The sequence below is a fragment of the Spirosoma panaciterrae DSM 21099 genome, assembly GCF_000374025.1.
GTDB classification, from domain to species: Bacteria; Bacteroidota; Bacteroidia; order Cytophagales; family Spirosomataceae; genus Spirosoma; species Spirosoma panaciterrae.
Genome location: NZ_KB893185.1, coordinates 13,435 through 40,004, shown reverse-complemented (window position 1 = coordinate 40,004; position 26,570 = coordinate 13,435). Strand labels below are relative to the sequence as shown.

Sequence of the window (26,570 nt, the reverse complement as noted above, 5' to 3'; positions counted from 1 at the left end):
CGTTTTATTTATTTTTTTAGCAGACGGCAACTAAATAGAAACCGAAACAACAAATCAGTAAACTAATTAATAATCACCACCAACGGCGCGTAGTAAGGCTACCGCATACTGCATTTCCTGACTCCGTAGTTGAGCGAGTTGTTGCTCGGCTGTAAGAATGGTACGTTGAGCATCCAGCACTTCCAGATAAGTCGCCAGCCCCCGAACGTAAAGCTCACGATTATACTGTTCGGTCCGGCGGGCCAATGTCAGCGTCTGACCCTGTAAGTCAATCTGTTGACGAAGCAGGGTCAGATTATCCAGAGCGGTTTCGGCATCACGCTGGGCCAGTTGTATGGCCTGCTGGTACGTTTGCTGGGCTGTTTGCACCTGCTGTCTGGAAAGCGCAATAGTTTGCTTGGCGCGGTGTCCCTCGTACAGCGGAACTGAGGCATTTACCCCCACAATATACGTGGCACTACTGGGTGTAAACCAGGGCCCGATCCGCCCCGAAAGCAGGCCACCCGAACCCACCAGATTTACTCTGGGCCGTGTGCTGTTCTGCTGAAGCGTAACCTGGGCTGTAGCCACCTGATTTTGCCGAATTAGCTGAACCAGATCAGGCCGACGCTGCAACTGCTCGGGCAATACACTGGTATACGGGTAAACCGGAACAGCGGTCGGAAGTGTCCCTGACGGCACCGAAAATTGAGTAGGGTCCTGCGCACAAAGCTGCGCCAATCCATTGACCAGTTCAACGCGGGCGCGTTCCAGCCCTTTCAGGGTCACCTGCAATGTTGCATAATCGGTTTCGGCACGTTGTACGTCGATCTGATTAATCAACCCCACCCGGAAGCGTTCGCGAAGTATTGAAAGCGTGGTATCACGAGACTGGATATTCCGACGAAAAACAGCCTGCTCAGCGTCATTTCCGCGAATGAGCAGATAGGTCCGCGCAATGTCGGCAGCCAGTGAGAGCCGGAACGCCTGGTAGTCGGCTACACTGGCCTGCGCCTGTAATTCGGAAACGGCAATGCTGCTCCGAATCCGTCTGAACAGGTCCAGTTCGTAGCTGGCGTCGATAGGCAAAAGCTGAAACGTGTTCAGTTGGAAGCGCGGCAACTCATCAGGTGCCGCCGTCGTCAGTGCCAGCGGGCGGTGTTGCGACAGGCTCTGGGTTGTAATCAACGCCGAACTCCGCAAGGAAGGTGACAGAAATGACTGGGCCACGCGCACCCGAATCCGGGCTTCCTCCAGACGGCTCAGAGCCGCTTTTAGATTGGGGCTATTGTCGAGCCCCAGTTGAATCAGCGATTCGAGCATAGGGTCGCCAAACCGCTTAAAGCCACTGACGGTCAGGGCGGGTGTCAGGTCATTGTCTGCCGATGAGACCGAGGTGGCGGGCAATGGTGTACTTCCCGGATTCTGCGGCTGAACGGTGCCCTGCCCGGTTGAGGGGCTGGTCCCCGGCTGAATCGTGACGGCCCCTCCGGTTGGATTAACGGGTGTTGTTTGCGCATAGGCCAACCCACTACAAGCCAAAAACCAGATGCTTAAAATATGTTTCTTCATTTACTTACTTGCCACTGTTTTTTCGGCTATTGGCTTCCGAAGTCTTACTTTTTGTCCATCCTTAAGCTGGTCATTCGGATTAGTGACAACAAATTCACGTCCGGTCAATCCACTGGCGGCTTCAAGCGTTGTGCCGTAATCGCGTCCGAGTGTAATAGGCACAAAGTGTACGCGCTGATCGGTATCGACCACAACGACCTGGGGCCCTTGCGGGGTTATTTGCAGGGCATTGGCAGGGATCAGCACCGGCGCATTGGCATTGATCATGTCGAATTTAACCTGGCTGTACAAACCCGACGGCAGATTCCCTTTGGGGTTAGGGATAACCACTTCGGCTAATAACGTCCGCGAGTCATTGCGCAATGTTCCCGATGTTCGCACTACCTTACCCGTAAATTTCTGATTTTTTAATTCAGGAATGACAACTGTAGCCGGCAAACCCACTTTTACGTATTGAAAATAGGTTTGTGGTACATCAACAAATACCCGAAGGGTCCCAATTTCGGAGATGGTGAACAAAGGCTGCCCCGCCCCTGGTGATACGAGCACACCATTTTCGGCCGTACGGCTGGTGATTACTCCACTGAACGGAGCCCGAATCTGCTGTAGATCTTTTAAGGCTTCCAGGCGACGAACATTGGCCTGAGCAACAGCCACGGCTGATTGGCGTGTATCGACATCCTGTTTGGCGACTGCCCCCGGCAACTGCACACTTTGTAAACGCTCCAGATTCGTTTGGGCAAGTTGCTGATCGGCTTTGGCGCGGGCAATGTCCTGATCTAGCTCAGGCGCATCGATGGTTGCCAGAAGCTGTCCCTGTTTTACCTGAGTACCAATATCGACATACCAGCGACGCAAAAAGCCTTGCGTACGGGCATACAAAGGCGTTTGCCGATAGGGTTGAATCTGACCGGGCAATGCCAGTCCGGTTGTATCCGATGCGTTTTTCAGGGGTACCGCATTTACAATCGGTTCCCGATTTTTTTCGGCAATGGCTTCGGCCTTTAGCTCCTGACTATTGCGGATACGCGGCAATACCCCGAAAAAAACAAACAGGGCAATCAGGGCCAGGAGTGGAATAATAATCCGTAACGCTTTCATATACATCCTTAAAAGTCAATCAATTCAAACGTTCTATGACGACAATGGCTTCTTTGTTGAGCGGCCCATATAAATGCGGAAACAAGTCATCATTAGTTGACGGCTCATAGCGTAACTCAGGCGTTAATTTGTCCGTGTCGACGTGTAGCAGTAATAAATCTGGCACGTTCTGGTAATAGCGACTCAATGTTCCATCGACCTGCTCTTTCTGCGACAGGTGAATAAAGCCCTCGGTCTGCAAACTAGCAGCCTCATAAGCTGGCTCATTTTCGAAACGGGCCCAGTCGGCCGCTAGAACAATGTGATAAATGATACTCATCGGTCTACACTTCTTCGGCTACAGGTGAAGCATCTACAGGCTTAACGTCGGTTTTACGAGCCAGATAACTGAATACAACGGGCACAAACAACAGTGTTGTAAAGGTGGCCAGCAGCAATCCACCAATGACGGCCCGGCCTAGCGGGGCGTTTTGTTCACCCCCTTCGCCTAATCCCAGCGACATCGGTAGCATCCCGATAATCATGGCAATGGCTGTCATCAGAATGGGACGCAAACGAGTTCTTCCCGCTTCCAGCGCGGCTTCATAGGCATTGCCAGCTACTTCAGGTAGATAGTCTTTCGCAAAACTAACCAGCAGAATACTGTTGGCTGTTGCCACCCCCACACTCATAATGGCACCCATCAACGACGGGATACTAAAGGTAGTGCCTGTCAGAAACAGCATCCAGACCATACCGCACAACGCACCCGGCAAAGCCGTGATAATAATGAATGGATAACGGAACGACTGGAAGTTGACCACCATCAGCAAATACACAAACAACGCGGCAAACACAATGCCCAAGCCCAGCCGATTGAATGCGCTTTCCATACTTTCCACCTGCCCACGAATCGAGATTACGTTACCCGGTTTCAACTGGGTTTTGTATTCAGCTACCAGTTTGTTCAATTCCTTCGCCACCGATCCCAAGTCGGTTTTTTCGACCCCTCCGTAAATGTCGTAGGTTGGTTGCGTATTGACCCGGTTGATGATAACGGGAGCCGTCGTGCGTTTTACGGTTGTGATGTTGCTCAGCAATTGGGGACTGCCTTGGGTGCGGCCATCCGACTGGCCAGCCGTAATCGGTGTCCGCAGCAGTTTATCGTATGAATCCAGTTTGTACGGCGGAGTCTGTACGGCAATAATGTAGGGAAAACCTGTATTCGGATCGGGCCAGAAATTAGGGCGGGTTTGGCCTGTACCACTCAGTGAGATGTTCAGGTTCGTAGCTACGCGCTGTTCTGTCAGCCCAAACTGGCTTGCCCGCTCGCGATCAACATCCAGAAAGAGTTCGGGGGCATCCAGTACCTGGTGCAGGTGCACATCGACCATGCCTGGTATCTGCGCCATTTTTGCCTGCATTTCACGGGTAATTTTCAGGTTGTTGGCCCGGTCAAAGCCCGATACCTGCACGTCGATGGTCGATGTCAGACCAAAGTTCAAAATCTGGCTAACGATATCGGCCGGCAGAAAAAAGTAGGAAACATCCGGCATTTCGTCGCGGAGCCTTGTCCGGAGTGCACGTACATACTCATCCGTCGCATGCGAACGCTCCTCATTCAACGAAATCAGCAGTTCGGCATCGGCCGAACTTGCCGTAGCATTATCTGAGAAAAAGAAATTATACCGTTCTGAGGTCAAGCCAATCGTACTGATCACCGACCCAACCTCCTCTGCTGGGATTACCTGCCGGACAATTTCGGTCGTTTTTGCGGAGACCTGCTCTGTAGCTTCCAGTCGAGTCCCGGCAGGTGCCCGCATGTGCAACCGGATTTGACCCGCATCGACATGGGGGAAGAAGTCACGACCCACAAACGGCAGCATAACCACTGTGACAGCCACGACACCGACAAAGATGACGAATACCGTCCGACGGTGGTTTAGTACCCATTCCAGCGCCCGAACATACCGAGCCTGAAATCGGTCGAAACCCGTGTTGAACCGATTATAAAATCGGGCAAAGGGATTAGAGCGATGGGCTGAGGGATTAGTTTCATACCCGTTACCCTCTGCCCCATGCCCTTCCCTTTTTTCCCCACGGAGCATCATATCGGCCAGTGTTGGCACCAGCGTTCGCGACAGTACGTACGAGGCCAGCATCGCAAATACAACGGCTTCGGCCAGAGGGCCAAACAAAAAGCGGGCAGGACCTTCAAGAAACAGCACCGACGTAAAAACGATACAGATGGTCAGGGTCGAAACCAGCGTTGGTGTCGCAATTTGCTGCGCCCCTTCCAGAATAGCCTGCCGAAGTGGCATACCCAATTCTTCATTTCGGTGGATGTTTTCGATGGTAACCGTTGCATCATCGACCAGAATCCCGATGGCCAGCGCCAGGCCTCCGAGGGTTTCGATATTCAGCGTTTCTCCGAGCAGATACAGGATCACCAGCGAGGTCAGAATAGAGAGCGGAATCGAAATGGCCACAATAAGCGTACTTCGCCAGCTACCCAGAAAGAGCAGAATCAGCGCGGCCGTCAGTAAAGCCGCAATCAACCCTTCGGTCAACACCCCTTTGATGGAAGCCCGCACAAATAACGACTGATCGAATAAGGCCTCAACACGCAGATTGGCCGGGGCAGCCGCCCGGATGGTTGGCAAAATCTGATTTTTGATTTTGTCGACAATTTCGGTAGTCGATGCATTCCCCGTTTTCACGATCCGCATCAGCGCTCCTTTGCTGCCATCCTGTTTGACAATATTGGTCTGAATGGCAGCCCCGTCGTGTACATTGGCTACATCGCGCATGTGTACGGTGGTCCCGGCAACTACCTTGATCGGAATGTCGTTCAGAATAGAAATAACATCGGGTTTTGAATTCAACCGGACGTTGTATTCGCGATCGGCTACGCGCAACGACCCACCCGGCAAGGTTAGGTTTTGGGCCGCCACAGCATTGGTCACCTCTTCGGGTGTAACGTTGTAGGCAATGAGTTGTTCAGGGTCCAGGTCTACCGCAATCTGACGGCTTTTTCCGCCAAACGCCTGCGAAAGCCGACTCCCAGGCACCGTCGAAATCTGTGGACGAACGCGCGTCTGAGCATAGTCAGTAATCTGTGGTTCGGTCAGGCTATCCGACGAAAGGCCCAGCTGCAATACCGGAACGTCGGTGGCATTATACCGGACAATAAGGGGGGGCTGCGTACCCGGCGGCATCCGGACCAGAATGGTTTGTGAAATGGCCGTTACCTGGGCAATGGCCTCCTCGATCTTTACCGTTGGCTGGAAGAAAATCTTCAGAACGGCCGTACCGTTATACGTCTGCGATTCGAGCCGTTGAATATCACTAACATTGTTGATGAGCGACGTTTCGGAGAAATTGGTGATCATTTTCTCCATCTCATTGGTCGACAAACCATTGTACCCCCAAATGACGGATACAACCGGAATGTTGATACGCGGAAAAATATCGGTAGGCATCTGGGTTACGGCCAGCCCACCCATTATCATAATCAGCAACGCCATAACGGCGATGGTGTATTTCTTCTCTAACGCTAAGCGGACAATCCACATAGTAAACCTGGATACGTGTTAGGCAAGCTCATCAGATAGCTATACCGACTTAACTAGTAGCAACTCTGGTCAATGTAGGTCCAAAATTACGGGCACACAATTGGGCAGAACAGGTAGGTTTGGTAGTTTCAATGGTAAAAAATGCAGATTCCTAAAGTTAGTTCTGTAAAATTACCAGTTGTGCGATCAGGCCGCCAGTACATACCCTTGTTCGCGATAGGCTCGTGGGGTTATGCCTGTTACACTTTTGAAGAATTTCGTAAAATTCGAAGGATCTTCAAATTTCAGCCTATAGCCAATTTCAGCCACGGTCAGATCGGTGTTCCGAATCAGGTTCTGCGCTTCAAAAACAGTCCGTTCCCGAATGTGCTGCAAAGCTGTTTTTCCCGTGTATTTCTTCAGAATATCGCTTAAATAATGCGGATGAATATGCAGGCGGTCGGCCGCTTCATGTACCGTCAGTAAAACTGGGCTGTCCTGATTCGGGTCGGGTAAGTAATACATCTGAAGCAGGCTCTGAAATCGTTCAACCAGGGATATAGGCTGCGAATACTCAATGGCCGAAAGGGCTTGCCGGTAAATCTGACGCTCTTTGATCAACAACGCCTGCAATAAATGATAGGCTAAATCCAGCCGATCGGCCTTCGCTCGATTCGAACTGTTAAATTCCCTGTCGATCAATTCAAACTGACTGTACAATTCAGCCACGTCGGCTGGGGCAATGTGAATCAATGGCTGAGCGCCTTTCCGATAAAATGGGTATTCGCGCATAGGGTCGGAATGGACCGAACGTTTGGCAACAAATTCCGACGTAAACATAATGACGTAGCCATGCCATTGGTCCTGCTTATGAATCGACCGAACCGTCCAGGGCCGAAGTACATACAACGTACCGGGCTGCACCCGATACGGAACCCCATCCAGATGAATGGTCCCGCTTCCTTCCGTTACCAACGCGGCTACATAGGTGCTGCTTCGAAAGGGTGGAATTACTTCGCCCGGCCCGCCAAACTGTTTAAAAGGAAAAATTCCAAAACACCGATTCGTTGCGTCGATGGATTTTACCGCCTTCAAAAAATCGGGTAGATTATCGTAATAAGGAATTGGTTGTTGTTCCACGGCCTGGCGAATCCATCACTAGTCTAAACAGAAGAAATCAGATTCCTGGTAGTTCTTACGCAAGTAGTACTACCTAATCATCTCAATTTCGTAGGTACTATTGAACAAAAGCAAGACCGCATACAGGCCTGACTTTTGTTGGCAACTTAAGCTCAGGCAATTTAGTTGCATTTTTCCAGAAAACGCAACTAAACAATTGTCTTATTCCAAGAATAAATTTATAGTCTATCGGATATTGGTGTCCAGCAGATGCTACATCCAGAGAAAGCTGTTTTTATGGGACGGCCAGTGGGTCGGTTGAAGTCAGTCTGGCCATTTTTCCAGACCAGCCGCAATACGTAGTGCACGTTGAACATCTTCCCAATAGAGACCACTTTCGTATCCCGACGATAAGCGGTCGCAGGTCTCCAGAAAATCATTGGCATCCTCAAATCGTCGCAGGCGGGTTAAAGCCTGGTTATCGTCTGGCACAGGTGGGTTGTCTGGCGTTTCCATATAAATCCGTGGTTTTGTTAAGCACTAAATGTAATCAAATAGAGCACAGCTTATTAGGTGTCAGTATGATCTGTGTGAAACACACTGCCTTTTGGGGGTCCGGACGTTTTCAACCATAGCACAGGAAATACTCGTACCTTTGCAGTCCCATTAAACAAATGCAACTATGCCAAAGGCACAAATGAACACGGATAAGGGCACAATGCTCATCGAGTTCTTCGAAAAAGACGCCCCAAAAACGGTCGACAACTTTGTTTCGCTAGCTAAAAAAGGATTTTATAACGGGGTTAAATTCCACCGGGTTATTCCCAATTTCATGATCCAGGGGGGTGACCCAACGGGTACAGGTGCTGGAGGTCCAGGCTATACCATCGACTGTGAATTAACAGGCGATAATCAATACCATGACCGAGGTGTTTTATCAATGGCTCACCGGGGTCGGAATACGGGTGGATCGCAGTTTTTTATCTGCCACAATCGGCAGAACACGCAACACCTCGACCGCAATCATACCGTTTTTGGTAAGGTTGTTGAAGGACTGGACGTAATAGACTCTATTCAACAGGGCGATAAAATTCAAAGCATTACTATTCTGGAAGACTAGTAAAGCCGACCTACTATTAAAACGCCTGGGGTGATATCACCTCAGGCGTTTTTTTTAGCCTATTTATACATAGGCAGTCACAAAAACTAGTTCTACGATAGAGTTAATATATATTTATCATTTTTTAATATACTATTAATTATCTATTTTACGGATAAAGTTAGCAAAAATTACACTAATAAGTTAACCCAAAATTATAAAAATGAAAATACGATTACTCCGTAACTCGTCTACTGGTCTGCTATTGGTTTTCCTTTTCCATTTAGGTAAACTGTTTGCCCAGGCTCCAGCCAACCTGACAAGCGATGTAGCATTGACAGCACCTGCCGAAACCGATTTTGCTCCCGATGCTTATTTTTCGTCGACAGCCCAGATTGTAGCGGCCTTCAACAAAGGAAGACGCGCCGAAGAAACTCAATTAGGATTGGCCGCCAACTCACTGGGAACCCTTACCCTTCCATCCAGCTATGCTACTTTGTCCGATAATCAACGGGCTCTGTACCTCATCAATGCCGAACGGGCAGCCCGAGCCGGAATTAACTATGGCAGTGGCGCTGTACTAGGCAAACCGCTGGAAGGTGTAGAAACGGCATTGGATAATACAGCCCAATCCCATGCTGATTACCTGTTTACCAATAACACCTTCGGACATACGGGTGCAGGAGGCACATCTCCTTTTCAACGAGTAGAAGCTACCTATCCTACAAACTGTCTGCAACGTAACAGTTCAGGTCAGTATACAATGGGGCGATCCGAAAATATATACCTTTCTTGTGGAGCCTCGGCAACCTATGCGGTAGAACAGGCTATTTTTAGCTGGATTTATCGAGACGCAACCCCTAATCCTACCGCATGGGGGCATCGGGAAGCTGCGCTTATTCAGAATGTGGATGCCAGTGGCCACACAGGTTATGTCGATGATCGGGGAGCAACGGGTAACGAGGGGTTTTTAGGTATCGGAATCAGAACCGGGTCTGGTTATACTCCCTGTGGCTCTTTGCCAGCCCGCCTTGTGGTTATGAATATTGCTGACCCGAGTAGTGATGCCAGTTGTACCTTTTCCCTGGAAAGCAATCCCTTACCCGTAAGTCTGCTTTTCTGGAAAGGCACGGCCGAAGAGAAAACCGTTAAACTAGAATGGGCAACTTCCTGGGAGAAAAACGCTGATTATTTTCTGGTACAGCGCAGTACCGACCTGAAAACATTCGACAGTCTGGGCAAAGTACAGTCGAAAGGAACAACGCAGGAAACTCAGTCCTATGCTTTTGTTGATGAGACGCCTGCTTTAGGGAACAACTATTACCGACTTGTTCAGGCCGATCGGGATGGAAGCAGTGAAACTTCACGGATTATTTCCATCTATCGCCCGGCCAATGATCTTCTGGATCGATTGACCATATACCCTAATCCGGTCGAATCGAATGCGCCGTTTCGCCTTGTAATCCCTGAAAGATCGTCGGCCAGTATCCATCTATATAACCTCCTTGGATTCGAAGTGCCCATTAACCTGTCACGGGCCAATGCTCAGGAGTTGCTTCTTCAACCAATTGGCCCAATGCCTTTCGGAATTTATTCGCTGGTTGTTGTGAAAGACGGGCAGCAACAACACGCTCAGTTACTGGTCAAATAAGGAAGCTTAGTGAGCGATTCACAATTAAATAACTTCCTAAACGCCAAGGCCAACTCTAGTGCTAGAGTTGGCCTTGGCGTTTAGGAATAGTCTGTATACTGCTATAGCTCCAGAATCTTGAATTCAGTCCGACGGTTGCGCTGGTGCTCTTCTTCTGTTTTCGCATTTTTCACGATAAGCTGGGTCTCACCATAGCCCTTATAGGTGAGCCGATCGGCATCAATACCCTTCGACACGATGTATTCTACGGCCGACTTAGCCCGGTTCTGCGACAGTTTCTGGTTATAGGCATCACTGGCACGGGCGTCGGTATGGGAACCAAGCTCGATTTTCAAAGTCGGGTTATCCTGAAGAATGGTCACGAGCTTATCAAGCTCAACAGCCGCATCCGGACGAATGTTGTATTTATCGAGATCGTAATAAATATTCTCCAGCACGAACGTTTTGTTGAGCGTTGCCTTATCGAGCAGTAAATCAACCGTAAACGTTGTATCGGTTTGCGGTTTGGTCAGGAATATTTGTGGAATACTTTTACCCTGCATCGTAAACTGCTCCCGACGAGTCAGGTAGCCTTTCCGCTGTGCCAGAACGGTATAATCTTTACCTTCCTGCAAGGGGTATTTTCCGAATGTACCGGGTTTGTCTGTTACGGCTTCGCCAATGGGCTGGCCCGTAGCATCGTCAATAACTTTCACCGTCGCTGAGTCCAGCGGAGTAATAGGTGTTTCATTGGTAGAAACCGTACCCGCAATAAAGTAATGAACCATTTTGGGGGCATTGGCCGGAGGATTCTGCGCAATCGTGGTTGTATCCGAATCAGGCCCTTCCTGGAAGAAGTAGATATCGTCGTCGCCCTTGCCACCTGACCGGTTCGACGCCAGGAATCCTTTGTTTGGATCAGTATAGATCAGGCCAAAATCGTCGGATGGGGAGTTGATTGGCTGGCCCATGTTTTCTACGCGTGTGACACCGCCCGACCGGGTTGCTACGAAAACGTCCAGCTTACCAAGTCCCGGATGCCCATCCGATGCAAAATACAGCTTCGCATTCGGCCCTACGTAGGGGAACATTTCGTCGCCAGCAGTATTGATATCGCGCCCCATGTTGACCGGGCGGCTAAATCGGCCTGAAGCATCGATGCTGGTCCGATACAGGTCGATACCGCCTGCTCCACCGGCCCGGTTCGAGGCAAAATAGAGCGTACGGCCATCGCCCGAAAAAGCGGGTGAACCATCCCAGGCTGTCGAGTCGCTGATAGGCAATCGTAACGGTTGGCTCCATACGCCCCCTTCCCCTAATCGACTGATAAACAAATCAACATCCAGCCCACCTTTGCGTTTTCCGTTATTCCCCCGCGCAAAAACCATCGTTTTACCATCTTTCGTAAAGGCTGGCGTTCCTTCGTTTACATCGCCCTGAAACACATTCGTACTAAAGGGTTCGGGAGCGGGCGACGTACCCGTTTCGTCGGGTCTCTGATTGAGCTTGGTTTTGTATAAGCCAAGCATGTGTTGGCCGTTATTTTTGTAGACCTGCTCTTTGCGTGACGCGGTGAAAATCAATTCCTCTCCGCGTACTACGGGCGCAAATTCGGCACCAGGCGAGTTGAGGTTAGCCATGTTTCGCAACGTAATCATCGACTTATTCCTGGCAATGATGTCGATGGCTTTCAGTGTTTCGACCTCCCGCTTCGCCTTATCCAACGTCGCTTTGGCCGTGTTTTTAGGGGCGTTGGCAATAAACTCCTGCAACTGCTTCAGTGCTTCGGCGTAGTTGCCCTGCGATTTCAGAGCATAGGCATAATTAAACCGGGCAGCAGGCTCGGTCGTATTCGCATCGATCGCTTTCTGATAATACGGGACTGCTTCGCCAAAACGGTTCGAGAGCCGATACGACTCAGCCACGTAGTAGTTTAGGCGGGCAGGGTCGATGGTTCCTTTGCTCGCTTTCTCAAACTGAGTTAGCGCCAGATTATATTCTCCTGCATCGAAGTGGCGGACGCCTTTTTTATAAGACTGCATGGCCGAATTACAGCCTGACAAACCCAGGGCCAGGCCTAACACCACCAGCAGCACAGACGACGTAATGGTTTTCATAGAGGTTAGTGAGCAGAACTTTCCGCGCCCAAGATAACGCAAATTCAGGCGGGTCTTACTTTTAACGAATATAATCCACAAAATATTGAAGATTGTTTGGTATGTCTACCAACAAACAGGGCCTTTCGGGTTAGGTGGTCAGCGAAGGCTCCGAAGCTTACTTATACGACGCCCTGCTGTTTCCTGAAATCTCTGGGAGATAGGCCCGTCTGTTTCTTGAAAAGCCGGGAAAAATAGGCCGGGTCTTTGAAGTTTAGCCTGTACGAAACCTCCGACAATGAGCAGGACGTGTTCAGCAGGTATTTTTTCGCTTCGGCCGTCAGGTAGTCATGTACGAGCTGCAAAGCCGATTTATTGACAATCGACTGGCAGATCCGGTTCAGATGGACGGTGGTGATATGGAGTTCGCGAGCGTATTGCTGAATCGTTTTCGGATCATGAACCGACTGCCGGATCAACTTTTGAAAGGAAAGAAAATAGGTCAATGTCCGATTGTCTGACTTTGGAACGGTGGCTTCGGAACGTAGACTGGTGCGGTACAAACTAATCAGCAAAAGTTGGGTTAAATGGCCCAGTATCCCCTGTTTCTCCGGCTGATCGGTTTCCAGTTCGCGAATGAGCCGGTCTTTAAGCCATCGTATATCATCGAACGCACCCTCCGAGTTCTCAAACGTTACCTGCTGAAGTTGATTGAGACCGAGCCGAATGTGTTGTGCGTCGCAGAGAAGTTGGTCCAGTGACGACTCCGATAGCGTAAACACTTCGCCGTCCATGCCAGCCTGAAACGCAAACCCGTGCAGGGTATTGGCAGGAACCAGTAATACACAGGGCGGGCGAAGCGGAATCCGCCTTTGCTCCGACAATACCATGCCACTTCCTTCTGTAAAAAGAAATACCTGATACAAGTCGGTGTGCAGATGCTGGTCGATTTCCCAACCATAAAGTTTACTACGAACGGCCAGCAGCTCATGGTGAATGAAATTCTCCGGGAAAGGCAATCGGTGGTCGCCGTACAATCCTTTATAGTTTCTAAGCCCCTGTCGATTCATGTTCTAAAAAGACAATTAACAGGCCGAATATCGAATTAATGTTCTATTTGTACAAGTTTGTTTTAGAATCATCCAAGAAAATATTGTACCATCCCCATAGCTTTGTCTTCCCGCATATACCACCGAAGCGAACCCGATATGGAACCAAACATCGTTGAACCGGATAAGCCAGCAACGCACTCTGGCCTTAGCCCATCCGTTCCGTTGAGCAACCACCCATTGCATCTGTCACCGGAGTATAAGTCTACGATTCTACGGAGTCCGACTCGCCCGTTGATGCTGGTACCTGATCAGATGAAAAACCTACGGATGCCCGTTTTTGGTGATTCCTGCCTGGGTGCACTGGATAATGACCTGACTAAAAATGCACGGAAAAATGGGGAGCCGATTGGCGAGCGAATCAAAATAGCGGGTCGTGTACTGGATGCCTCGGGGCGACCGTTGCCGAATGTACTGGTCGAAATCTGGCAGGCGAATGCCGCCGGTCGGTATATTCACAAAGCCGAGATTCACGATGCCCCGCTAGACCCTAACTTTCTGGGAGCCGGGCGTTTGCTGACTGATGCGGAAGGCCGCTATTCCTTTTATACCATCAAACCGGGGGCTTACCCCTGGGGAAATCACTACAACGCCTGGCGTCCGAACCATATTCACTTTTCGGTAATTGGCCCCCACCTCGATCAACGGCTAATCACACAAATGTATTTTCCGGGCGATCCACTGTTTGCGTATGACCCTATTTTTCAATCGGTTCCGAAACACGCCCGTGAATTGCTGATCGCCAAGTTCAGTATGGACTGGACCGAGCCGGAGTTTGCGCTGGCGTATGAATTCAACATTGTCCTGAATGGCCGAAACCAAACCCCGTTTGAATAAATGACGACCTTACCGATAACCCCCTCACAAACGGTAGGCCCTTTTTTCGCCTACGGCCTGACGGCCCACCAATACGGTTATGACTTCAACAGTCTGGTCGAAGGAGAGCTTGTAAACCCAATTGTCCATTCGGCGGAGTTGATTTATGTTTCCGGGCAAATTCTTGATGGCAACGGCCAACCCGTATCCGACGCGATGATCGAATGCTGGCAAGCCGATGGGCAGGGGCAATACAATACCCAGCCCATTGCCTATCCAACCGATCAGTCCAGTTTTATCGGGTTTGGGCGCTTAGGCACTGGCACAACCCGCACAAATCAGTTTACGTTTACGACCATCAAACCGGGTGCTACTGCACCCGATTCGGCTCCGCACATCAACGTCATTCTGTTTCTGCGCGGTTCACTTCGAACACTATACACCCGGCTTTATTTTGCCGATGAGCCAGAGGCTAACGAGCAGGACGCGCTGCTTCGTTCTGTTGAGCCGGAACGGAGAACGACACTCATCGCTACGAAAAGTAAAGACGGGCATTATCAGTTCAATATTCGATTACAGGGTTCTGACGAGACCGTATTTTTTGACTTATAGCTTTTTACTACCGTGCTGGCCGACGCGATTTTCACGACTCCATTGATGGAAGCCCTTTTTTCGGACGATGCCGAATTAAGGTTCATGCTGGCGTTTGAGTCGGCCCTGGCTGCGGCACAGGCATCGGTGGGTGACATACCCGCATCGGCTGCCGAAACGATTCAGGGTTGCTGTGCCGAAACAGACTGGGATATAACCTGGCTTAAAACTCAAACCCTACTGGCTGGCAATCCGGCTATCCCATTCGTTGACCAACTCAGGCAGCGTGTTCGTCAGAAAGATCCAGAAGCGGCTCCCTTCGTTCATAGAGGGGCGACCAGCCAGGATGTGATCGATACGGCGTTAGTATGTCAGCTAAGTCAGGCCCTTACGACTATCAGGGCCGATCTGGACGAACTCATCAATCTGCTAACATCGCTTAAACAAGTCCATCAACATACTCCGATAATGGGTCGAACGCTTTTGCAGCAGGCTCTACCGATCACGTTTAGCGATAAACTAACGGGCTGGCTTAGTGGGCTGTTCCGGTCGGCAGAACGTCTGGACCGCGTCAGTCAGGAGTGTCTGGTAGTGCAGTTGGGCGGTCCGGTCGGAAATGGGCAATCGTTCGGAGAGCACTACACCTCAATCTGCGAACAGGTGGCAGCTACCTTAGGACTTGGATTCACAACTACGTCCTGGCATACGCAACGCGACCGATTGACCGATCTGGCGTCGACACTGGGGATTCTGAACGGATCGCTTGGCAAACTGGCGAACGACATTATCCTACTGATGCAAACCGAAGTGGGAGAAGTTCGGGAAGGGGCTGCCAAAGGCAAGGGTGGTTCGTCGTCCATGCCGCACAAACGGAATCCCGTAACCTCGACGTTTATGGTCGCTATTGCGCATCGTACACCCGGACTGGTAGCCAGCCTGTTGAGCGCCATGAACCAGCCTCACGAACGGGCTGCCGGAGCCTGGCATAGCGAATGGTCGGTTATCCGGGAACTGGTGAAGCTCACAGCGGCCAACCTCCACCACTCCAACGACCTGATCCGTACCCTCGAGGTCGATACCGACCGGATGCAACAAAATCTGACTACTCAACCCTGACCATGCCGAACCTACAGATAAACGGAAACCTGATCCATTATCAGCTCGAAGGCCCAGAACAGGCCCCAGTACTGCTTTTTTCCAATTCGCTGGGTTCCGATATGCGTATGTGGGATGATGTGGTGGAGCCGCTTCGGTTTCATTTTCGGATTCTACGCTACGACACCACCGGGCATGGGCAAACACCAGCCTCTGCAAACCCCATCAGTATAGCGGATTTAGGACAGGATGTACTGGGTTTGCTGGATGCGGTGGGTATAGCGAAGGTCAGCTTTTGTGGCTTGTCGATGGGTGGCTTAATTGGTCAATGGCTGGCGGTTCATTATCCCGATCGAATCAACAAGCTGATTCTTTGCAATACAGCCGCCAAAATCGGCACCGCTGCTGGCTGGAACGAACGCATCAATACCGTTAGTCAACAGGGTATTTCGGCCATTGCTGATGCCGTATTGAACCGTTGGCTAACCGATGCCTTTCAGCAGGCGAATCCAGAGGTAACAGCACGCTTGCTAACCATGATTAAGGCGAACAGAGCCGAAGGTCATGTGGCCTGTAGTGCCGTCCTTCGGGATACGGATTTGCGAGCGGACATTCACCACATTACCGCCCCTACGCTCATCATTGCGGGCACGTATGACCCCGTGACGACCGTTTCCGACGGGCAGTTTATGCAACAGGAAATACCGAATGCCCAGCTTTGCGAACTATCGGCGGCTCATATGTCGGTCGTGGAGAAGGCCGATGCGGTGGTACAACTCCTGATGGCTTTCTTACAGCAACCAGCCGAACCAACCGAATTGCCCGAATCACGAACATCCAGCCAACGTGTATACGATCAGGGTATGGCGGTTCGACGGGCTGTTCTGGGCGATGCCCATGTCGATCGGGCTAACGCGGGCATCACTGACTTCAACGCCGATTTTCAGGAATTTATCACGCGCTATGCCTGGGGCGAAATCTGGACCCGGCCCGGTTTGACCCGCCATTCCCGTAGTTTGATTACGCTGGGGATGCTCATTGCCCTCAATCGCGAAACAGAATTCAAAATGCACGTCCGGGCGGCTTTCAACAATGGCGTCACCATCGATGAATTGAAGGAAGTCATTATGCATTCAGCGCTGTATTGTGGCCTACCGGCCGCCAATGCCGCTTTCCATGCCGCGCAGGACATTTTACAGGAACGTCAATCATCATGATTCACCATACGCAGGTAGGCATCATCGGAGCGGGTCCGGCCGGGCTTCTTCTTTCCCAGCTGTTACATCGGCAGGGGATTCGGTCGGTCGTGCTGGAAAATCGATCGCGAGCGCGGGTTGAAAGCCGTCAGCGGGCAGGTTTACTCGAACAAAACACGGTAGATATACTCCGACAGGCCGGGGCTGCGGATCGACTTGACCGGGAAGGGCTTGTACATGAGGGTGTCATTTTAAGCTACAACGGTAAACGGCACCGCATCGGCCTGTCGGAGCTAACGGGCGGCTCCCGCGTGACGATTTATGCCCAGACCGAAATCGTAAAAGACCTGATTCAACGCCGACTCGATGCGGGTGGCGATGTTCTGTTTGAGGCTGAGGCAACAGCTATCGAAGGCCTGGAAAGTGATCAACCAACCATCCATTACACCTCTCAAGGAGAAAAGCACACGCTAACCTGCGATTTTGTGGCAGGTTGCGATGGATTTCATGGTATCTCTCGATCAACCATACCAGCCTCACTCACTACAGTTTACGACAAAATATATCCGTATTGCTGGCTGGGTATTCTGGCCAAAGTTCCACCCTCAACCGAAGAACTTATTTATGCGTATCATGAGCGTGGATTTGCCCTACACAGCATGCGTTCGTCCGAAATCTCCCGGCTGTATGTGCAATGCGCTGTGACCGACACACTTGACGACTGGCCGGATGAACGAATATGGGCCGAGTTACAAATTCGACTGGGCACCACGGGCTGGACCTTGACCGAAGGGCCGATTCTGGAAAAGACCATTACACCCATGCGCAGCTTCGTCAGCGAACCCATGCAATTCGGGCGGTTATTTCTGGCGGGCGATTCGGCCCATATTGTGCCGCCAACAGGCGCAAAAGGACTGAATATGGCTGTAGCCGATACCGAGCAACTTTTCAACGCGCTCATGAGCTGGTATCGGGAAGGCAGTTCGGCAGATTTAGACAACTATACCGAGTGCTGTATGCGTCGGGTGTGGCGGGTACAGGAGTTTTCCAATTTCATGACCGAACTGCTGCATCATAATCCAGAACGTTCGTCGTTCGATACCCATTTGCAGGCATCCCGGTTCAATCAGCTAGTCACCAGCCGGACAGCATCGGCGCTCATCGCCGAAAACTATGTCGGTTTAGCGGCTAAACAAGCCAGTGCACTCATGCGCGGGTCACTACACCAACCTACCCTTTCTGAACGATGAAAACAGTCCCTATCCTGACACTGACTCAGGCAGCCGCGTTGGTACGTGATGGCGATACCCTCTTACAGGGCGGCTTTGGTATGACGGGCAATCCGGTCCATCTGATGCATGCCCTGGCTGAGTTAGGCGCCAAAAACCTGACGTTCATTGGCAACAACACAGGCGAAACGGGCCTTGGTGGGGGGCGGCTTTTGCGAAATGGACAACTCAAAAAACTGATCGGCTCCTTTTTCACGTCCAACCCCGATGCCGTTAAAGCCGCCCAAAGTGGTCAGGTCGAGTACGAATTACTCCCCCAAGGCACACTAGCCGAAGCTATCCGCGCCGGAGGAGCCGGGATTGGAGGCTTTTACACGCCTACATCCGCCGGTACGCCACTGGCACAAGGTCGGGAAACGAAGGTGATTGATGGCGTTGAACACGTATTTATTAAAAGCCTTCGAGGCAATGTAGCTTTCATCCGGGCCTGGCGGGCCGATACGGCGGGTAATCTACAATACCGAATGACCGAAAACAATTTCAACAAAGCAATGGCGACAGCCGCCGATCTGGTGATTGCGGAAGTGGAAGAGATCGTACCCGTCGGTCAGATAGCGCCCGAATGTGTGCATACGCCCGGCTGCTTTGTCGATTATCTGGTGCAGGCAACACTTACACCCGACGATTTAGGGATGTCGGCATCGGTATCCTCGTCTAAAAAAGTGGATGAGGTGCGGATGAACATGGCTCGTCGGGCACTGGCCGAACTTAAAAAGGGCGATGTGGTCAATCTGGGCATCGGCATCCCAACCCTCGTTGCCGATCTGATCACCGACGAGCAGGGCATTATGCTCCACACCGAAAATGGGATGTTGGGCGTAGGCCCCGTTCCGACCGATGGCGGTGGTGCCATGGATTATCCGGTCAATGCCGGAAAGATTCCCGTAACGGCTCTGAAAGGCAGCAGCTATTTTGACAGTGCCGACTCGTTTGCCATGATCCGGGGTGGGCATATCGACGTAGCCATCATGGGCGGCCTGGAAGTTGACGAAGCGGCTAATCTGGCGAACTGGGCCGTGCCCGGCAAGCCCTTACTAGGTGTGGGGGGCGCAATGGATCTGGCGAAAGGAGCTAAACGACTCATCATCACTATGACCCATACCAACCCCGACGGCTCACCCAAGATTGTCCCGCAGTGTACGCTTCCGCTCACAGCTACAGGCGTAGTCGACATGGTTATCACCGACTTAGCCGTATTTGCTTACCCTGATGGGCAGTTAACGCTGGTAGAACTTATGCCCGGAGCAACCTTAGAAGACGTACAGGCGAAAACAAGTGCAAAATTTTTAATGAGTGAAAGAGCGAAAGAGTGAAAGAGCGAGTCGGCCGGATGGTTTTCGCTCTTTCACTCTTTCACTCTTGCGCTCTTTCACTCTTTCACCTATGAACGACTCATATATCATCGACGCCATCCGCACCCCGATTGGAAGTTTCGGGGGTAGCCTCTCGACCATTCGGGCCGATGATCTGGCGGCATTACCCATTAAAGAACTCTTGAAACGGAACCCTAGTCTGCCGCCCGATGCGGTCGACGATGTCATTCTGGGCTGCCATAATCAAGCCGGGGAAGATAATCGGAACGTGGCCCGAATGGCACTCTTGCTGGCGGGGCTACCGTACACCGTTCCGGGCGAAACGGTTAATCGGCTGTGTTCGTCGGGTATGTCGGCGGTGATTCATGCCAATCGGGCCATCAAAGCGGGCGATGGCGACGTGTTCATAGCCGGAGGCATGGAGCATATGACGCGCGGACCGTGGGTGATGTCGAAAACGTCGAAACCGTTTGGCAACGACGCTCAACTGTTCGATTCCAGCTTTGGCTGGCGATTCATCAACCCCAAAATGCAGGCGCTGTATGGCACCGATGCGATGGGGGTAACGGCCGAAAATCTGGGCGACCTCTACAACATCAGTCGCGAAGATCAGGATTTATTTGCCTATCAATCGCAGCAAAAGGCTGCGCATTCCCAGCAATCGGGTCGCTTGTCGGAGGAAATTATGCCCGTTGAACTGCCAACCAAAAAAGGGGCCCCGCTCCTGTTTGCCTACGATGAATTTGTTAAGCCCAACACCACGCTGGCTGTGCTGACTACCCTGAAACCAGCTTTCAAAAAAGAAGGCGGCAGCGTAACGGCCGGAAATTCGGCGGGCCTGAACGACGGAGCAGCCGCCCTGCTCATAGCTTCGGAAGACGGCATCCAGCGGCATCAGTTCGTTCCGAAAGCCCGCATCGTTGCCTCGGCGGTGGTGGGTGTCGAACCGCGTATTATGGGTATTGGTCCCGTACCCGCCACCCAAAAAGCATTGAAAAAAGCGGGATTGACCCTGGCCGATATGGATATAATCGAACTGAATGAAGCCTTTGCCGCCCAATCGCTGGCTTGTACCCGGCAGTTGGGTCTGGCCGATGATGACCCACGCATTAATCCGAACGGAGGAGCCATTGCGCTAGGGCATCCACTGGGTATGTCGGGCGCGAGACTGATTCAAACAGCCACGCTTGAATTACAAAAGCAGCAAAAGCGCTATGCCCTGGCCACTATGTGTGTGGGTGTCGGCATGGGGTACGCTGTTATTCTGGAACGAGTTAATTAGACGTATATGAAACGCCAACTTCTTATTCTGTTTGCGCTCGTTGGATCAATTGCTTGCGCCCTTGCTCAAAAGCCGCAGCGGTACGATATACCTCAACTCGAGTTTGTCTGTGAGCTAAGTGTGAAAATCGCGAATCCTTATGTAGTTGGCGAAACCCCTCACGGCTTACGGCGCATCATTCCCATTACCGGCGGTACGTTTGAAGGCCCGCGTATTAAAGGCGAAATTCTGCCCGGTGGTGCCGATTGGCAAATTGTCCGAAAAGACGGGGTGGCCGAACTGGAAGCCCATTATCAGCTCAAAACCCTCGACGGTGTCACGATCTACATCACCAATACAGGTCTGCGCGTGGCAACACCCGAAGTGGCGGCACGCATTGGTCGTGGCGAACAGGTAAGTCCGAGCGAATACTATTTCCGAACGGTGCCAAAATTTGAAGCGCCAGTGGGCAAATACGACTGGATGAACAACGCCATCTTCATCGCTACAGCAGTTCGGAATCCAGATAACGTGCTCATTACCGTCTGGCAGGTAAAATAGAAATGACTCAAAGCACCCTAAATAAGGTTAAAATGGCTGCATCCACATTATTGGAAGTTACGCAGGAGGATGAACTGCTTTTTGTCAAACTGAATCGTCCACAAAAACGGAATGCGGTCAATGACGCCCTCATCCTGGCTCTAGAGACTGCTTTCTCTGATATTCCGGAAGGCGTTAAATGTGCCGTGCTGCACAGCGAGGGCGATCATTTCAGCGCCGGTCTTGACCTGTCCGAATTGCAGGAACGGGACATCATCGAGGGATTACATCATTCGCGCATGTGGCATCGGGCACTCGATAAAATCCAGTTTGGCAAAATTCCGGTTGTGGCGGTGCTGAAAGGAGCCTGTGTTGGTGGTGGATTGGAAATTGCGTCGGCCTGTCATATTCGGGTAGCAGAAGCCAGTACGTTTTATGCCTTACCCGAAGGGCAACGGGGCATCTTTGTGGGTGGTGGCGCATCGGTCCGATTACCGAAACTGATCGGTATGGCTCGAATGGCGGATATGATGTTCACCGGACGAACGATTTCGGCCGAAGAGGGGGTCTGGATGGGTTTTTCCCAGTATGTGACCCTGGCTGGCGAAGGGCTGGAGAAAGGTATCGAACTAGCCAAAAAGATTGCGCAGAACGCGCCCATGACCAACTACGCCCTTATGCACGTACTCCCCCGCATTGCCGATTCGTCGCCATCGGAAGGGCTGCTGATGGAAAGTCTGATGGCGACCATTGCCCAGTCATCGCCCGAAGCCAAACAGCGACTAACCGATTTTCTGGAAGGACGCGCCAAAAAAGTAGGCCAGTAAATACATAATGCGTGATGCCTAAACAAGCCTAAACCTTAAAGCCAATGCCCTCTCCTTATAAAGCCATCGCGTTTGGGCCAACGAATACCCGAAAACAGGTTGATGCCGATGGATGTATCCGGCTCGAACTGGAACAACCCTTGGGAGCTTATCCGGCAAAACCAGGCGAAAAGCTGGTTCATTGGGCCAACCAACGTCCAGACGCAACGTTTCTGGCTCGTCGCGGAGCGGATGGGCACTGGATTCGTTTATCGTATCGGACCACGCTGGAACAGGTAAGTGCCATTGCTCAATATCTGTTAAATCTGAACATCAATCCCGATGAGTCGATCGTCATTCTGTCGGAGAACAGTCTCGAACATGCCTTACTGGCGTTGGCGGCTTTGCACATTGGCGTTCCATATAGCCCCATTTCGCCACCCTATTCGCTCGTATCGACCGATCTGGCGCGGCTGAAACATTGCCTGCAGGTGATGACGCCCAAAGTTGTTTTTGCACAGAACGAGACGGCCTATGCCCGCGCCATTGCGTTAGCGAAATCGCTTTTTCCGGACGTGCTGATCATCACAGCCGTGCCCGGCAGCGAAACCAGTTTTTCTGAACTACTGGATACAAAACCGACTGAAGCTGTTGAGCAGGCATTCGAGCGCGTTACGGCCGATACGGTTGCTAAAATTCTGTTTACGTCCGGCTCAACGGGGTTGCCGAAAGGGGTTATCAATACACACGGTATGTGGTGCGCCAATTTGCAGCAGATTACGCAGACGTTTCCGTTCATGGCAGCCGAGCCGCCCGTTTTCATCGACTGGCTTCCCTGGAACCACACCTTTGGCGGGAATCATAACGTCGGTCTGGCGCTCTACAACGGCGGTGCGCTGTATATCGACGACGGGAAACCAACCCCCACCGGGATTGAAGCAACGGTCCAGAACCTGCGGGAAATTTCACCAACGGTTTACTTCAATGTGCCTAAGGGTTTCGAGATGCTGATTCCCTATTTTGAACGGGAGCCCGACCTACGCAAAACTTTTTTTGCCCGACTTTCCATGCTATTCTATGCGGGAGCCAGTCTGGCGCAACCAATCTGGAATCGGCTGGAAGAACTGGCCGTTGAGACCATTGGCGAGCGGATTCCGATCATTACAGGTCTGGGCTGTACGGAATCAGGTCCTTCGGCGCTGTTTGCCAACTGGGGCGGCAGTTTTTCGGGACTTTTGGGTGTACCTGTTGCGGGCATGAGCGTAAAACTGGTGCCTGACAAGGATAAACTGGAAGCGCGTTATAAAGCCCCCAATGTCACACCCGGTTACTGGCGCAATGACGAGGCCACTCAAAAAGCGTTTGACGACGAAGGCTATTACAAAACGGGCGATGCGGTAAAATTTCTGGATGAGACCGACCCCAGCAAAGGGCTTGTTTTCGACGGGCGAATTGCCGAAGATTTCAAACTATCGACTGGTACCTGGGTCAATGTGGGGATACTGCGTATGAAAATTATTGCTGCCGGTTCACCCATCGTACAGGATGCCGTCATTGCTGGACTTGACCGGGATTATGCCAGCGCCATCCTTTTTCTAAATGCCGACGCCTGCCGAAACCTGGCCAAACTTTCATCGGATGCTCATCCTCATGAGATATTCAGAACCATGGCCGTAACGGATTTCGTCGACCAACTCCTGAATAAACTCAATGAAACGGCTATGGGCAGTGCTGATCGGCTCGGAAAAATCATCATTGCCTTCGATCCGCCTTCGATGGATATCGGTGAAATAACCGACAAAGGTTCGCTGAATCAACGAGCGATTTTAGCCAACCGCCCGCATCTGATCGAACAGCTTTACAGCAATGAATACAGTCATTAAACCAGAAAACCAACCTATAGAGAGTAACCGCCAGGACGCGAAGACGCAAAGAATTATAAATTAGAAGTGCATTCTTAGCGCCTTTGCGCCCTCGCGGTTTAACTAATTTACCAACCTACTTTATTTTTTAAACCCTAGTACTGAATGAAAACTCCTCCTTTTCGTGCCGACCATGTGGGTAGCCTGCTGCGAACCCCCGAAGTGAAAGAAAACCGCCTGAAATGGAAAAAAGGCGAGATTACGGCCGATGAGCTACGTGCCATTGAAGATGCCGCCATTGCCGAAACCGTTAAAAAACTGGAATCGACCGGCATGCGCTCGATTACCGATGGCGAGTTCCGCCGGGATTACTTCCACCTCGACTTCCTGAAAGAACTGGCCGGGGTTTCGGTAACGGGTGGCATCGAAGCCAATCCAAACGCGAAGGTGGCCGAAGATGGATTCAAACCGCCCGTACTTAGTGTAACGGGCAAGCTCAAACACGTTAAAGACATTCAGGTAGCCGATTTCAACTTCCTGAAATCCGTGACGACCCAAACACCCAAAGTTTCGATTCCGTCGCCCACGATGATTCACTTTCGGGGTGGCCGGAAATCCATCGACATCGAATCGTATCCTGATATGGACGAGTTTTTCCACGACCTGTCGGCGGCCTACCGGGAAGAAATCGACCATCTGTATCAGGCGGGTCTGCGGTATCTGCAACTGGACGATACGAACCTGGCGTACCTCTGTGACCCCAAGATGCGGGCTGCGGCTATCGAGCGGGGCGAAGACCCAAATCTGCTCCCCAAAACCTATGCAGCGTTGATCAATTCCGTGATCGATGGGCGACCCGACGATCTGACGGTAGGCATTCACCTGTGCCGGGGCAATTACCGCAGCACCTGGTTTGCCGAAGGAGGCTACGAGCCGGTGGCCGAAGTGCTGTTCAACGAAATCAACGTCGATGCCTATTTCCTCGAATACGATGACGAGCGCTCCGGCGATTTTGCCCCATTACGGTTTGTTCCGAAAGACAAGATGGTGGTGTTGGGTATCATTTCATCCAAAGTACGGGAGATGGAAGACATAGACGACCTCTGCAAACGCATCGATGAAGCCGCCCACTATATGCCTTTGGATAACCTTTGCGTAAGCCCGCAATGCGGCTTCTCGTCAACGCACCACGGCAACGATCTGACGTATGACGACCAATGGCGCAAAATTGAACTGGTCGTCAATACCGCCCGAAAAGTCTGGGGAACCGCGTAACAATGGCTTTTTGTCATCCCGAGGAACGAGGGATCTTCGGGTAATTGTATCGGCTCGCACGAAGATCCCTCGTTCCTCGGGATGACAAAAAAGAGTTTATAGAAACTATGAAAACACTCCTAAACCTACTCGTAATTCTAACCCTCACGACCCAATCATTCGCCCAGACGCTGGTAGCGAAAGTCGATTCGGGCCGCATTGATGGAGCGCGGTATATGATTCTATTTCCGCAAAACTGGAAAGGGAAGCTTGTCATGTATGCGCATGGTTACGAGTTTATGGGCGCACGACCCTTACAGAGTCAGAATCCGGGCTTTGCTAATAGCATGAAGCCCTTTCTGGAACGAGGATTTGCCGTGGCTGCATCGGATTACCAGTATCAGGGTTTTGCGCTACCGCAGGGCGTGGATGATACCGAAGCCTTACGAAAGCTCTTTGTCAAAACCTACGGCAAACCCGATTCGACCTTTATGGTTGGGCATTCGATGGGGGGTGGAGTCACGGTGGCTACTATCGAAAACTTTGGCGCGAACTACAACGGTGGATTGCCTCTCTGTCCGCTATCGAGCCGACCGTATCTACAATGCCGGAAAGAGTACGATATGTATGCCACGTTCAACGGATTATTCCCGGGCATCGTAACCTCTCTAACCGACATTTTCGACCTGTCGAAACCCTATCAGGCGCAACCTATACAGGCTATGGTGGCGAAAGCGAAAGCCATTCGGACGGCGATCCTGGCTAAAGATTCGGTGTTGGCCGTTGCCTTTGCTAAACGCTTCGATTTACAACTCGACGACCTGCCTATTTCGCTGTTCTTCAACGAAAACGTCCTCCGCGATCTGGCCCAGAAAGCCAAAGGAAATCCGTTCGACAATACCAATACCGTTTACAGCGGTTTCCCGAACAACCTGGAAGTCAATCAGAAAGCCGAACGGCTGGCGGCAACAGCAAATCCAAACACCATCTTTGCCAAATACGACCGGACGGGCAACATCAATAAACCCGTACTGCTGATGCACACCCTATACGACCAGTTAATTCCACCCACCTACGGGGTTGTCAACTTCGAGAACATGGTGCATCAGCAGCAGAAAGACGCTTTGTTCACGGTCAAATACACCAACGGACGCGGCCATTGCCAGTTTACCCCGGCACAAACTGCTCAAGCTTTCGACGCGCTCAGAAGTTGGGTCAAAACAGGCCATAAACCAGCCGCAGGCTTTGTAAATTAAAGAGCGAAAGAGTGGCTAACGCATCTTTCACTCATTCACTCTTTCGCTCATTC

22 protein-coding genes are annotated in these 26,570 nt (G+C 51.4%); 14 read left to right on the top strand and 8 right to left on the bottom strand.

Annotated features, from left to right (window positions below):
• Positions 1-66: 66 nt before the first annotated feature.
• From B153_RS0116115 to B153_RS0116090, 6 genes are all read right to left on the bottom strand, one after another.
• On the bottom strand, positions 67-1,551 hold the full coding sequence (locus tag B153_RS0116115) for an efflux transporter outer membrane subunit (protein ID WP_020597763.1): 1,485 nt from the start codon (positions 1,549-1,551) through the stop codon (positions 67-69).
• The gene (locus B153_RS0116110; RefSeq protein WP_040761568.1) at positions 1,552-2,652 is read right to left on the bottom strand and encodes an efflux RND transporter periplasmic adaptor subunit; all 1,101 of its coding nucleotides are present in this window, start codon (positions 2,650-2,652) and stop codon (positions 1,552-1,554) included.
• Between the two features lie 19 nt (positions 2,653-2,671).
• The gene (locus B153_RS0116105) at positions 2,672-2,971 is read right to left on the bottom strand and encodes a DUF952 domain-containing protein (protein ID WP_020597761.1); all 300 of its coding nucleotides are present in this window, start codon (positions 2,969-2,971) and stop codon (positions 2,672-2,674) included.
• Positions 2,972-2,975: 4 nt separating this feature from the next.
• Positions 2,976-6,206, bottom strand: a complete 3,231-nt coding sequence (locus B153_RS0116100) for an efflux RND transporter permease subunit (protein WP_020597760.1) — start codon at positions 6,204-6,206, stop codon at positions 2,976-2,978.
• Positions 6,207-6,392: 186 nt separating this feature from the next.
• Positions 6,393-7,325: a helix-turn-helix domain-containing protein gene (locus B153_RS0116095; RefSeq protein WP_020597759.1), complete on the bottom strand. Its 933-nt coding sequence runs from the start codon at positions 7,323-7,325 to the stop codon at positions 6,393-6,395.
• A gap of 303 nt (positions 7,326-7,628) precedes the next feature.
• Positions 7,629-7,820, bottom strand: coding sequence for a hypothetical protein (locus B153_RS0116090; protein ID WP_020597758.1), 192 nt, complete (start codon positions 7,818-7,820; stop codon positions 7,629-7,631).
• A gap of 166 nt (positions 7,821-7,986) precedes the next feature.
• On the opposite strand from B153_RS0116090, the gene B153_RS0116085 reads away from it, so the two are divergent.
• Together B153_RS0116085 and B153_RS0116080 are read left to right on the top strand one after the other, a co-directional pair.
• Positions 7,987-8,424, top strand: a complete 438-nt coding sequence (locus tag B153_RS0116085) for a peptidylprolyl isomerase (protein WP_026262207.1) — start codon at positions 7,987-7,989, stop codon at positions 8,422-8,424.
• A gap of 202 nt (positions 8,425-8,626) precedes the next feature.
• Positions 8,627-10,054, top strand: coding sequence for a hypothetical protein (locus B153_RS0116080; RefSeq protein WP_020597756.1), 1,428 nt, complete (start codon positions 8,627-8,629; stop codon positions 10,052-10,054).
• 101 nt (positions 10,055-10,155) lie between these two features.
• Here the strand turns inward: B153_RS0116080 and B153_RS0116075 are convergent, their stop codons facing one another.
• Both B153_RS0116075 and B153_RS0116070 read right to left on the bottom strand, forming a co-directional pair.
• Entirely contained in the window at positions 10,156-12,150 is a 1,995-nt protein-coding gene (locus tag B153_RS0116075) for a CHU_0125 family OmpA-like outer membrane integrity protein (protein ID WP_020597755.1), read from the bottom strand.
• 161 nt (positions 12,151-12,311) lie between these two features.
• On the bottom strand, positions 12,312-13,199 hold the full coding sequence (locus tag B153_RS0116070) for a helix-turn-helix domain-containing protein (protein ID WP_020597754.1): 888 nt from the start codon (positions 13,197-13,199) through the stop codon (positions 12,312-12,314).
• 138 nt (positions 13,200-13,337) lie between these two features.
• On the opposite strand from B153_RS0116070, the gene pcaH reads away from it, so the two are divergent.
• The 12 genes from pcaH (at position 13,338) to B153_RS0116010 (ending at position 26,517) form a co-directional block, all read left to right on the top strand.
• On the top strand, positions 13,338-14,075 hold the full coding sequence (pcaH, locus tag B153_RS0116065; RefSeq protein ID WP_051097296.1) for a protocatechuate 3,4-dioxygenase subunit beta: 738 nt from the start codon (positions 13,338-13,340) through the stop codon (positions 14,073-14,075).
• Positions 14,076-14,666, top strand: coding sequence for a protocatechuate 3,4-dioxygenase subunit alpha (gene pcaG, locus B153_RS0116060; RefSeq protein ID WP_020597752.1), 591 nt, complete (start codon positions 14,076-14,078; stop codon positions 14,664-14,666).
• A 12-nt stretch (positions 14,667-14,678) separates the two neighbouring features.
• Positions 14,679-15,761, top strand: a complete 1,083-nt coding sequence (pcaB, locus tag B153_RS0116055) for a 3-carboxy-cis,cis-muconate cycloisomerase (protein WP_040761550.1) — start codon at positions 14,679-14,681, stop codon at positions 15,759-15,761.
• A 2-nt stretch (positions 15,762-15,763) separates the two neighbouring features.
• Positions 15,764-16,957: a bifunctional 3-oxoadipate enol-lactonase/4-carboxymuconolactone decarboxylase PcaDC gene (pcaDC, locus tag B153_RS0116050; RefSeq protein ID WP_020597750.1), complete on the top strand. Its 1,194-nt coding sequence runs from the start codon at positions 15,764-15,766 to the stop codon at positions 16,955-16,957.
• On the top strand, positions 16,954-18,186 hold the full coding sequence (locus B153_RS0116045) for a 4-hydroxybenzoate 3-monooxygenase (protein WP_020597749.1): 1,233 nt from the start codon (positions 16,954-16,956) through the stop codon (positions 18,184-18,186). Before pcaDC ends, B153_RS0116045 begins: the two co-directional genes overlap by 4 nt.
• Entirely contained in the window at positions 18,183-19,538 is a 1,356-nt protein-coding gene (locus B153_RS37290; protein WP_020597748.1) for a 3-oxoacid CoA-transferase, read from the top strand. Before B153_RS0116045 ends, B153_RS37290 begins: the two co-directional genes overlap by 4 nt.
• A 70-nt stretch (positions 19,539-19,608) precedes the next feature.
• Complete coding sequence (pcaF, locus tag B153_RS0116035; RefSeq protein ID WP_020597747.1) at positions 19,609-20,820, top strand: 3-oxoadipyl-CoA thiolase; 1,212 nt, start codon at positions 19,609-19,611, stop codon at positions 20,818-20,820.
• A 6-nt stretch (positions 20,821-20,826) separates the two neighbouring features.
• On the top strand, positions 20,827-21,360 hold the full coding sequence (locus B153_RS0116030; protein ID WP_020597746.1) for a DUF3237 domain-containing protein: 534 nt from the start codon (positions 20,827-20,829) through the stop codon (positions 21,358-21,360).
• A 32-nt stretch (positions 21,361-21,392) separates the two neighbouring features.
• The gene (locus B153_RS0116025; protein ID WP_020597745.1) at positions 21,393-22,166 is read left to right on the top strand and encodes a crotonase/enoyl-CoA hydratase family protein; all 774 of its coding nucleotides are present in this window, start codon (positions 21,393-21,395) and stop codon (positions 22,164-22,166) included.
• Between the two features lie 44 nt (positions 22,167-22,210).
• A complete protein-coding gene (locus B153_RS0116020) occupies positions 22,211-24,028 on the top strand; it encodes a feruloyl-CoA synthase (protein ID WP_020597744.1) in 1,818 nt (605 codons plus the stop codon).
• Positions 24,029-24,172: 144 nt separating this feature from the next.
• The gene (locus B153_RS0116015; RefSeq protein ID WP_020597743.1) at positions 24,173-25,282 is read left to right on the top strand and encodes a 5-methyltetrahydropteroyltriglutamate--homocysteine S-methyltransferase; all 1,110 of its coding nucleotides are present in this window, start codon (positions 24,173-24,175) and stop codon (positions 25,280-25,282) included.
• 107 nt (positions 25,283-25,389) lie between these two features.
• Positions 25,390-26,517: an alpha/beta hydrolase family protein gene (locus B153_RS0116010; protein ID WP_020597742.1), complete on the top strand. Its 1,128-nt coding sequence runs from the start codon at positions 25,390-25,392 to the stop codon at positions 26,515-26,517.
• Positions 26,518-26,570: the final 53 nt, after the last annotated feature.